This window comes from Clostridium thermopalmarium DSM 5974 (genome assembly GCF_002995795.1).
Classification (GTDB): Bacteria; Bacillota; Clostridia; order Clostridiales; family Clostridiaceae; genus Clostridium_H; species Clostridium_H thermopalmarium.
Genome location: NZ_PVXN01000017.1, coordinates 1 through 8310 on the forward strand (window position 1 = coordinate 1; position 8310 = coordinate 8310).

At 30.6% G+C, this 8310-nt stretch carries 6 protein-coding genes; all 6 read right to left on the reverse strand.

The features are described from left to right. Positions 1-169: 169 nt before the first annotated feature. Positions 170-793 (reverse strand): 50S ribosomal protein L25, encoded by a 624-nt coding sequence (locus CPAL_RS04365; protein WP_061857056.1) that lies wholly within the window; start codon positions 791-793, stop codon positions 170-172. Between the two features lie 80 nt (positions 794-873). Beyond that, positions 874-1689, reverse strand: a complete 816-nt coding sequence (locus CPAL_RS04370) for a hypothetical protein (protein WP_106024154.1) — start codon at positions 1687-1689, stop codon at positions 874-876. A 79-nt stretch (positions 1690-1768) separates the two neighbouring features. Continuing rightward, on the reverse strand, positions 1769-2782 hold the full coding sequence (locus CPAL_RS04375; RefSeq protein ID WP_061857058.1) for an alpha-hydroxy-acid oxidizing protein: 1014 nt from the start codon (positions 2780-2782) through the stop codon (positions 1769-1771). Positions 2783-2903: 121 nt separating this feature from the next. Then, positions 2904-3353: a 2-thiouracil desulfurase family protein gene (locus tag CPAL_RS04380; RefSeq protein WP_061857059.1), complete on the reverse strand. Its 450-nt coding sequence runs from the start codon at positions 3351-3353 to the stop codon at positions 2904-2906. 14 nt (positions 3354-3367) lie between these two features. After that, a complete protein-coding gene (locus tag CPAL_RS04385; protein WP_106024155.1) occupies positions 3368-5725 on the reverse strand; it encodes an endonuclease MutS2 in 2358 nt (785 codons plus the stop codon). After that, positions 5726-8095, reverse strand: coding sequence for a U32 family peptidase (locus CPAL_RS04390; protein WP_061857061.1), 2370 nt, complete (start codon positions 8093-8095; stop codon positions 5726-5728). Between the last annotated feature and the right edge of the window lie 215 nt (positions 8096-8310).

The following is an 8310-nucleotide window of genomic DNA, read 5'->3' on the forward strand; positions in this document are numbered from 1 at the left end:
TATAATCAGTATCATGAACCATAGTGAAAATCTCCTGTATGTTTATACTCAACACCTATATCATACATGATTTTCACTATGGTTTTAATATTTTTTTATCTGTTGCATTTAATTTTACAATGAACCAAAAAAAAGTAAAAGGACTGTTTTAACCAGTCCTATAAAAGACTTATTTTTTTTCTACAGGAGGCTTTTTATCTGTAGTTGAATTAATACTAGAATTTATATTATTATCACTTCCATCTCCGCTTGTACCTGAATGACTTACTACAGCTAATACAGTATTAGGTTCTTCCATAACAGATATTTCATCTGAGATTTCTAAATCTGATATTCTATATACATCACCTATATGCATATTAGAAACGTCTACGCAAATAGATTTAGGTATTTTATCATATTTTCCTTGGACTTTTATGATGTTTTTTTCTTTTTGAATTATACCTCCATCTTTCGATAAAGCTTCCCCTGAAAAAACTAAAGGTACTTCAGTTTGAATTACCTTATCTTCATCTAATTCTTGCAAATCGATATGAATTATCTTTTGTGTAACAGCATCTTTTTGTACCTCTTTTATTAAGGCATTATGATTTTCATTGTTAATTTGCAAATTAACTATTCCGTGTTCTCCTATTTTAGAAATTTTTTTATTTAATTCTAATTCTCCTATTTCAAATAGCATATTTCTCGTTTTTGAACCGTAAAGTACTCCAGGAACTAATCCTTTTCTTCTATCCCTTTTTGCAGAATGCACTGAACTCTTTATTCTTTCTATACCTTTTAAAGTTTCCATTATTATCCCTCCTATCTTTTTCTATTATTAACAGAAGGAATAATATTATACATATTTCAGTAGAAATATTATAATTTAGTCTATTTTATCAATTGAAATCTTTTTTCAATATAGGCATTTTCACTTTCTTTTATGTAGTTTAGATATTCCCTTTTACTCATATTAATTATTTTCTCATAATTATTAATAAATCTTTTATAGTATTCCATAGTATATATTATTTTTGTATATGCTCTAACTCTCTTTCTATTAAAAAGATTAGAAGTTTTTCTTTTACCACAAAATCTCTTTATTATGTCATAGCTTTCTTTACCCTTTGATATAAGCTTAGCTTTCTCATATTTTATCAACAATCCTTCTTCATACATTGGATATAATTTTGATAAAATTTCTTCACTAAATTTTATCCCTTCTTTTTTATACTCATCAACTGCTAAATTTATTTCATCAACTTTATTATTGTATTTTTTCATAATATCTTGGACTTTATCGGTTATATCTTTAACCTGGCCTGCTTCTTTTACCCCATCATGCTGAAGTACTTTTAGACTTTCACTCACATCTTTTAAATCATTTAGCTCTCTTTCTCTAATCTCATTACTTTTTAAAGCTTTTTTTATACTTAATTCACTTTCATCGTTAAAAAATACATTTAAATAATAAGATAATCTAGAAAGCTCCCTTTGAAGTGTTTCATCTTCTACTATATTGTCATCTTTATCTATATATAAAAATCTTGTCTCTATCTTTTTTAAGGTTTTTTTTACCATCAAAACCTGTCTATAGCTCTCTCCTCTACATAGAAATTCCTCTGATACGCTGACAGACTCTCCTTTTTCTATATACTTTTCTATTCTTTTTAATATGTTTTCTGATGCTGGCGTGTATATACTCATTTTTTCCTCCTACTCTAAAAGTATACTTTTAAAATAATGTGTAGAATTCATTGTTAGAATTCTACACATTATATTATTATTAGTATATTATTCTCTTATTCACACTCTTAATATCCTTACATCCTGTAAGAACCATAGCTGACTTTAATTCTCCCTTTAAGTTTTCTATATAAGTCTTAACACCTTCCCTTTGTCCACCAAAAGAAGCTGTTACAAATGGTCTTCCTATTAAAACTGCATCTGCGCCCAATGCTATCATTTTTAGTATATCTACACCACTTCTAATTCCTCCATCAGCTAATATTGTAATTTTACCTTTAACCCTTTCAGCTATTTCTGGAAGAACTTCAGCTACTCCTGGAGTTTGATCAAGAACTCTTCCTCCATGATTTGAAACTACTATAGCATCTACTCCTGCTTCTACTGCTAATTCAGCTTCATCCGGAGTCATTATTCCCTTTAATATGAATGGAAGTTTTGTACTTTCTACTATCTCTCTTATTTCTTCTACAGTTTTTGGCATTACAGGTTTTCCATGAAGAGCTAGAGTAATTAATCCGCAAGCATCTATATCCATTCCTACTGCAAAAGCTCCTACTTCTTCAGCCATTTTTATCTTCTTGATTACGTTTGCATTTTCCCAAGGCTTAATAAATACTATTCCTTCTCCTCCAAACTTCCCTAGTTGTTCGAGATTTGTAATTAGGAAAGAATCAACAGCAGTATCTCCTACCATAGGATATATTCCTGCATCTAAACATCCTCCTATTACCCAAGATATATATTCCTCTTCTGTAAACTTTCCACCCATGTTTAAAGTAGTGCCTGAAACTGGAGCTGCAAAAACAGGTATGTCCATTTTTTTCCCAAAGATCTCAATTGAAGTATCAGGATCCTTAGCATCATGTATAACTCTCATATTTAACTTGTAAGAATTTAAAGAATCATAATTTGCCTTAAATGCCTCACCAGTTCCTTTTCCTCCCATACCAGGCACTTCTCCTGCACAAGCAACACCATTACATGCATGGCATACTCTACAACTTCCATTAAGATTAATCCTTGCGTTCTTTAAAACTTCCTTATAATTCATATAAGATACTTCCTTTCCGAGATAAATTTATTACCTAAACTGATATCAGTTTAGGTAATAGTATAAATTTTACTATATTAATTATACTACAAAATAAAACAATAAAAACAGACTATATGAATTATTTTCCCAAAGCTTCTTCCGTAATAACTTCTATTCCATTTCTAAGAAATAACTCTGCAGTAACACCATTTCCTTTTGTTGTAATTCCTCTAAAGCTTCCATCATAAATTATACCACAGCCACAGGAAGGACTTTTTGATTTTAAAATAGCCCTCTTTGCACCTATACTTTTTGCAATTTTTAAAGCCTCATAAGCCCCTTTCACAAACTTATCTGTACAATCTTTTCCATCCCTGCTTATAACCTTTGCTTTGCTATCTAATACATCAGCTCCAGTTCCTTTATAAATTTCATGAGGAACCCTTGGGGTTGTAAGTCCCCCAAGTTGCTCTGGACATACTAATATAGCTTTTCCTTCCCTAAAAAGTTTCATAGCCTTTTCATTAAAGTTATTTTTTCCGTTGTATTTACAATCAACTCCACAAAGACATGCACTGATCACTATCATTTTTTCTTTCCTTTCTACTTAAGTTCCACTACCGTAACTCCACTTCCACCTTCTCCGTATTCTCCAAGTCTATAGCTTTTAACATGAGGATGTTTTTTCAACATATCATTTATGGCTTTTCTTAAAACTCCTGAGCCTTTACCATGGATTATAGTCACTTCTCCAAGGCCTCCTAAATAAGCATCATCTAAATATTTATCTGCTGTATATAAAGCTTCTTCAGAATCCATGCCTCTTAAATCCACAGAGGAAGATACCTGTCTTAAATTCAAGTTTATTTCCCTTTTCTTATTCTTTTTCTTCTCATCCTTATTAGTACCAGATTCTCTTAAATCCTTTATATTTACAGTTATTTTCATAATTCCAGCTTGAACTTGAACATCACCTTTATTATCTGGCAATGTAAGAACTATAGCTTTAGTATTAAACTTTGTAAGGTAAACTTCCTGCCCTTCATATACTTTATCAAGCCCCTGTCCTTCATCTTCTCTTTTATACATAGCTTCTTCTACATTGTCCAGCTTTTCTTTTAATTTCTTTCTATTTTCTTCTAGTTTTTGGCGTACATCAGAAGAGTACCCCATTCTTTCCAGTTCTCTAATATCTTTTAAAATTTTATCTGCTTCTTCTTTAGCTTCTTTAACAATTCTTTTAGCTTCTCTTTGAGCTTCCAAAATAGCTTTTTCTCTTATATTTTGAAATTTATCTAATTTTTCATTATACTTTTCCTTAAGCTTTATTGCTTCTTCTCTCGCATTTTCCGCTTCCATTTGATACTTTTGTGCTTTTATGTTTTTATCCTGAAGAGATTGAATTAAATCTTCAAACTTAAGTGTTTCTTCTGATATACCTTTCCTTGCATCATCTATAATATAATCTGGAAGTCCAAGCCTTTTAGATATTTCAAAAGCATTAGATTTTCCTGGAACTCCAATTAAAAGTTTATAGGTTGGCCTTAATGTTCCTACATCAAACTCTACAGAAGCATTTTCTACGCCATCTGTTTTTAAAGCATAAGCTTTAAGTTCACTATAGTGTGTGGTAGCTATAAGTTTTGTTCCTCTTTTTCTCAAATTCTCTAATATAGAAACTGCAAGGGCTGCTCCTTCTATTGGATCTGTTCCTGCTCCCAATTCATCAAATAAAGCTAATGACTTTTCATCTGCATTATCTATAATTTTTACTATATTTGTCATATGAGAAGAGAATGTGGATAAACTTTGTTCTATACTTTGCTCATCTCCAATGTCTGCAAAAATTTCTTTAAAGAAACTTATCTCAGAACCTTCACCTGCTGGAATCATAAGTCCGCTCATAGCCATTATATGAAGAAGGCCAACAGTTTTTAAAGTAACAGTTTTTCCACCTGTATTAGGTCCAGTAATAACCAAAGAAGTTATACCTTCTCTTAAATAAATGTCATTAGCAACTACTACTTTAGGGTCTATTAATGGGTGTTTTGCTTTAAAAATATTAAAATGTCCATTTTCATTAACTTTAGGACATATTCCATCTATACTTCCAGCATATTTTGCTTTTGCAAATATAAAATCTAGCTTCCAAAGTATGTTAGCATTATTTTTTACTATATCTATATTATCGTAAACTTTTCTTGATAATTCTTGTAGTATCCTTTCTATTTCTGCCTTTTCCTTAAGTTTCAATTCTTTGATTTCGTTATTCAGGTCTACCAAACTCATAGGCTCTATAAAAAGAGTGGCTCCTGAAGAACTCTGATCATGTACAAGTCCCGGAACAGCTCCTTTATATTCCACCTTCACAGGAAGCACGTATCTTTCTCCTCTTACGGTATATATGCTCTCCTGGAGATACTGGGCATAACTTCTAACTAAAGAGTTTACCTTTGACTTTATAGATGAAGTCTTATCACTTAAGCTTCTTCTTATATTATATAAAGCTGCACTTGCTCTATCTGAAATTTCATCTTCTCCCAAAATAGCGTTAAATATATCATCTTCTAATTTTTTTATAGGAACTAATCCTTCAGATATGTCTTCTATAACTCTAAATGACTCCTCTTCTTCTTTATGACTTATATATTCTTTAAACCTTCTAGCACATCTTAAAAGATTAGCAATTCTTAAAAGCTGTACTGGAAGAAGAGAAAAGCCTTTTTCAGCCTTTATAATGCCTTCTCTTACATCGTACATTCCCTCAAAAGGAGGACTTCCCTTTTTTATCAACAATTGAAAGGCTTCTCTTGTTTCCTCTAAATGTTCTCTTACTTCATAAGCATTAGAATAGGGTTCCAACTCATTTATCAAATCCTTTGCCGCTGAAGTTGCAGTATACTTTTTTAATTGTTCTTTTATCTTATCAAATTCCAAAACTTTTAAAGCTTTATCATTCATCTATTCTACTCCCCTTTTAAAATGTCCTCTTGTGTAATCTCTAAAATCTCCTTCAAATTTTTCTTCTTTAAAGCTTTTAAGTATATTCATAGTATTTTCATAATCCTCATCTATAAAATCCAGCCTAAATAAAGAAATGTTCATATTTTTAATTTCATCTAAATTAGGTATTAAATTGATTGAAGAAGAATTATATATATGACTTCTACAGAACTTATCTGTAATTATTGACATCTCTTCTCCTCTTCTATCTTTTAATAAGAAATTTCCATTTTCACATTCACCTTTGCAACTGGTCTTACTATTCTTTCCTGCAAAAACACTTCCTATAGGACAATATTCACTTACCATAAGTTCTGGCTTTCCATATAAAAAGAAAACACAAGGCATAGTTGCTTTTTTTATAAATTCTTGTATTTCCCTTTTATTTAACTCTAGGCTTATAGTAGCTGCATCTATTATATTCTTGAAAAATTCTAGACTATAGCTATTAAAAATATTTAATTTATAATCTCCAATTATTTCAGTTTTTCTTCTAAATCTATTTATTAGTCCTAAATTTGAAGTTACTATTCCTTTTATATTGGATAAGTTTTTCTCTATAACTTCACATACAACTTCAAACTCATCCTTTACAATACTTGATGTTTTTATATAGAGATTTTTACATTTTACCTCTTCTAATTTTATATCACAATTTCTCATAAAGAATTCTACTGCAATATTTTCAATTCCACATTCCTCAGCTGCTTTAAGCTGTTCCATTGTAGTAACTACAACTAAAGTTCCTTTTATATTGCTTATATCTCCTTTATGAAATTTTTTATTAAAATCTAAGCCTTTTTCAAAATTTCTTTTTCCTGCTTCCTTTAAATCCATCATTATTTTTTCTATTAGCTCTCTACGAACTGCATTTATAGATGATACAGGTAAAAATCCCTCTTCAAATTGGGCAAGGTTAATTTTTATAATTTCAAAAGGCGTATCTCCTGTTTTCCTTAGATTTTTACTTAACTTTTCTTTGTCCATAGGCTTATTCAAAGCTCTTTGAACTTCATCCCCAATAACTTCATATTTTTTATTATTATAATAACTATTTAAAGTTATAGGTTCTCCTACTTTAAATTTCACATTTATTTCTATATCTTTTTTCCTTCCATATACATTTTCATAGGATTTAGCCAAAGTACTAAGTAGCTTAGTATCAGAAGTTTTATAAAGTATATCTCCTGCTTTATATTTGGTAGGTTTTAATTTAACAACATCTCCACTATAGGCCTCTTCCACATCTTTAGAATTTTTAACTATCTTAAAAACAGTAAAGCCTTCATCTCCAAATCTTACCCCATCCTGAACCCTTATATCTTCTTCTAACTTAATAGTTAAATCTTTATTCACCTTTCCTAGAAAAACTCCTGTATTTTTAGGAAAATTATAAGACATCATGTCACGCCCTACATTTCCAAACATATATGCCTTCGAAAATCCTTCTCTGTTAAATAGTTGAAGAAGTTTTTTCTTTTCGTCTTTTATGGAAACATTATGTAAATACCTACCCTCAATTCCTAATTCCTTATAAGCTTCATCTATTGCTTTTCTATAAGATGAAACTACTCCTGCTACATACTCTGGTCTTTTCATTCTCCCTTCTATTTTTAAAGAACTTGTTCCACTTTCTATTATTTCTTTTATATTTTCTATAGTACAAACATCCTTTGGACTTAGGATGTATCCTTTATGAGATTCTCCTGTTTTCTTATTGATTATATCATAAGGTAATCTGCAAGGTTGAGCACATCTTCCTCTGTTTCCACTTCTTCCACCAATTATACTGCTCATAAGACATTGCCCAGAATAGCATATACATAATGCTCCATGAACAAAAATTTCTGTTTCTATTCCTAAATCCTTAGATATATACTTTACTTCATTCAAAGATAACTCTCTTGAAAGAACAATTCTTGAAAAGCCTAGTTCTTTTAAAAAGACGGCTCCTTCTCCATTATGTATGGTCATTTGCGTAGATGCATGGACCTCAAAGTCTGGAAAGTTCCTTTTCACTAACTCAGCTATACCTGTATCCTGAATTATTAAAGCATCTACGCCTATTTCATATAAAAATTTTATATATTCTAAGGCTTCAGCAATTTCACTCTCTTTTAATAAGATATTAACAGTAACATATAATTTAACATTATATAAATGACAATACTCCACCGCCTTAATCATATTGTGTTCATCAAAGTTTGAAGCGTATGCTCTTGCTGAAAACTTAGTCCCTCCAAGATATACTGCATCTGCGCCATTCTGTACTGCAGCATAAAGACTCTCCATGCTGCCTGCTGGAGCTAATAGCTCAATTTTATTCATATATTTGCATCTCCTCGACCTTTTTTTACATCTAAATATACATTATAACAAAAAAACGTCATCTTAAACAATGCCCATATTTTAATACCAGAGATTTCGCATCTAATTTCCAGTAAAGCTTTTTTCTTTATAGGAAATTAGATTTTTTCTATTTTATTGAAATTTTGGAAGGGAAAAAGGCCGTAGGCCATGTATATAGATACACCTTCCCCCTC

Excerpts from the sequence above, each read along its gene's own strand:
- CPAL_RS04365 (WP_061857056.1), bottom strand. The coding sequence starts at position 793 with ATGGAAACTTTAAAAGGTATAGAAAGAATAAAGAGTTCAGTGCATTCT.
- CPAL_RS04370 (WP_106024154.1), bottom strand. The coding sequence starts at position 1,689 with ATGAGTATATACACGCCAGCATCAGAAAACATATTAAAAAGAATAGAA.
- CPAL_RS04375 (WP_061857058.1), bottom strand. The coding sequence starts at position 2,782 with ATGAATTATAAGGAAGTTTTAAAGAACGCAAGGATTAATCTTAATGGA.
- CPAL_RS04380 (WP_061857059.1), bottom strand. The coding sequence starts at position 3,353 with ATGATAGTGATCAGTGCATGTCTTTGTGGAGTTGATTGTAAATACAAC.
- CPAL_RS04385 (WP_106024155.1), bottom strand. The coding sequence starts at position 5,725 with ATGAATGATAAAGCTTTAAAAGTTTTGGAATTTGATAAGATAAAAGAA.
- CPAL_RS04390 (WP_061857061.1), bottom strand. The coding sequence starts at position 8,095 with ATGAATAAAATTGAGCTATTAGCTCCAGCAGGCAGCATGGAGAGTCTT.